This window comes from Mycolicibacterium houstonense (assembly GCF_900078665.2).
Classification (GTDB): domain Bacteria; phylum Actinomycetota; class Actinomycetes; order Mycobacteriales; family Mycobacteriaceae; genus Mycobacterium; species Mycobacterium houstonense.
Window position 1 is genome coordinate 1 of record NZ_LT546209.1, and the last position, 1905, is coordinate 1905.

At 69.7% G+C, this 1905-nt stretch carries 3 protein-coding genes and 1 pseudogene; 2 read left to right on the forward strand and 2 right to left on the reverse strand.

Features of this window, described 5'->3' with window-relative positions; all coding sequences use genetic code 11:
• Both BN4332_RS31635 and BN4332_RS31640 read right to left on the reverse strand, forming a co-directional pair.
• Positions 1–515 (reverse strand): maleylpyruvate isomerase family mycothiol-dependent enzyme (locus tag BN4332_RS31635; RefSeq protein WP_160110974.1); only part of this gene is annotated, 515 nt, incomplete at its 3' end.
• A gap of 10 nt (positions 516–525) precedes the next feature.
• Positions 526–900 (reverse strand): annotated as a pseudogene (locus tag BN4332_RS31640) (MFS transporter); the annotation flags it as partial.
• Between the two features lie 48 nt (positions 901–948).
• Between BN4332_RS31640 and BN4332_RS34990 the strand changes: the two are divergent.
• On the forward strand, positions 949–1083 hold the full coding sequence (locus BN4332_RS34990; RefSeq protein ID WP_268811543.1) for a hypothetical protein: 135 nt from the start codon (positions 949–951) through the stop codon (positions 1081–1083).
• The coding region (locus BN4332_RS31650; protein WP_235654360.1) for a siderophore-interacting protein at positions 1083–1905 on the forward strand (823 nt) is incomplete at its 3' end. The genes BN4332_RS34990 and BN4332_RS31650, both read left to right, overlap by 1 nt.

Genomic DNA, 1905 nt, shown 5'->3' on the forward strand with positions numbered 1-1905 from the left:
TCCCTTGTGCGAACCCCGATGTGGGCAATCGATCGGAGCCGGGCCGTGGCGGGCCTGCGCACCCCCAGCGCGTCGGCCACGTCGAGGCCGTGCGCCCAGGTCTCCATCATCCGGGCGGTGGCCATCGACGTCGCGCTCATCGGCGGGCCGAACCAGGGCAGCTTGCGGCCCTCGGCCACGTTCACCAGCTCGGTGTGCAGTTTCGCCCGGGTCTCACGCCAGTCCGCCAACAGCTGGTGCGGCGGTGTGAGCGCGAGCTCCTCGGCGGCGGCGTCGACGAATCCGGTCGGGTTCTTCATCGCCTCGGCCAGGACGGCGTCGAAGCCGGACTGGTCGGTGATCGCGATCACCGACACCCGGTCGGTCCACCACAAGTGGGCGATCTGATGGGCGATGGTCCAGCCCGGTGCCGGGGTGGCGGTGGCCCAGCGCTCGGGCGGCAGCTCGGCCACCAGGGCATCGAGCTCGTCACTCTCGGCGGACAGGTCGGCCACGATCGCCTCGACGCTCACCATGGCGAAAAGCCTAGACCGCGGGTCCGGTGCGCTTCGGGGATGCCACCGTCGCATGCAGGCCGAGCCCGACGAGGTAGGCCACCACCCCGGCGGCGACCAGGGCGGGCGAGTGCCCGTCGGCGGGAATCACCGTGGCCGCCGCCGCGATCGCGGTGACGAACGAGATCCAGAACAGCGCGTCCTGCACGGTGAACACGTGGCCGCGCAGGGCGTCGTCGACGTCGATCTGCATCGCCGAGTCCGCGCATAGCTTCACCAACTGGCCGGCCGCGCCGAGCAGCAGGCCGCACGTCACCATCACCGGGACGTGCAGCCCGATCGCCACGAGCTGGATGGCCGCCGCGAAGGCCAGCGCGCCGTTTGCGGTGGCGTAGCGGCCGAACCGCAGCGGCTGGCCGGTGACGCCGCGCTGGGCCCGGTGCACACCGCGGGCATGCGACTGAGCAGCCCGCAGTATCTGGAACTTCTGATGACTGCGCTGATCCGGGGACTGCTGACGTCCGTGGTACCCGGCCGGCCGATCAAGGACATCGTGGCGGATCTGACCGCCATGGGAGAGGACCGCTGATGGCACGCGGATTTCAGGGTGTGATGATGCGCGGCTTCGGCGCGCGCGATCACCAGGCGACCGTGGTCGAGACCACCTACCTGACGCCGAACATGGTGCGCCTGCGGCTGGTGTCGCCGACGGTGTTCGAGGACGCGATCGCCGAGCCGACGTCGTACCTGCGATTCTGGGTGCCAGACCCCGACGGCTCGAAGACCGAGTTCCAGCGCGGCTACACCATGTCCGAAATGGACCCCGACACCGGCCATTTCGCGGTCGACGTGGTGCTGCACGAACCATCGGGCCCGGCATCGAAGTGGGCCAGGGCCGCCAAGCCGGGCGACACCATCCCGGTGATGGCCCTGGGTTCGACCGGCTTCACCGTGCCGGAGGACCTGCCCGCCGGCTACCTGTTGATCGGTGACGCGGCGGCCATCCCCGCCATCAACGGGATCATCGGCGCCCTGCCGCACGACGTCCCCATCGAGGCTTATCTCGAGCAGCACGACGAGAACGATCTGCTCATTCCGATCGCCGAACATCCACGGCTGCAGGTGCACTGGGTCGAACGTCGTGACACGACGTCGCTGGCCGCGGCGATCGAGGCCAGGGACTGGTCGGACTGGTACTGCTGGGTGACGCCCGAGGCCGGCTCGCTCAAACATCTGCGCACGCGTTTGAAGGACGAGTTCGGCTTTCCCAAATCCGAACTGCACGCCCAGGCCTACTGGACCGAGGGCCGGGCGATGGGGACCGACCGCACCGAAGACAAGGACGCCAAGCCGGAGGCCGCGGCCGAGACCGCAAGACCCGATGTCGCCTCGCCTGTGGCCGCGCCGGCTG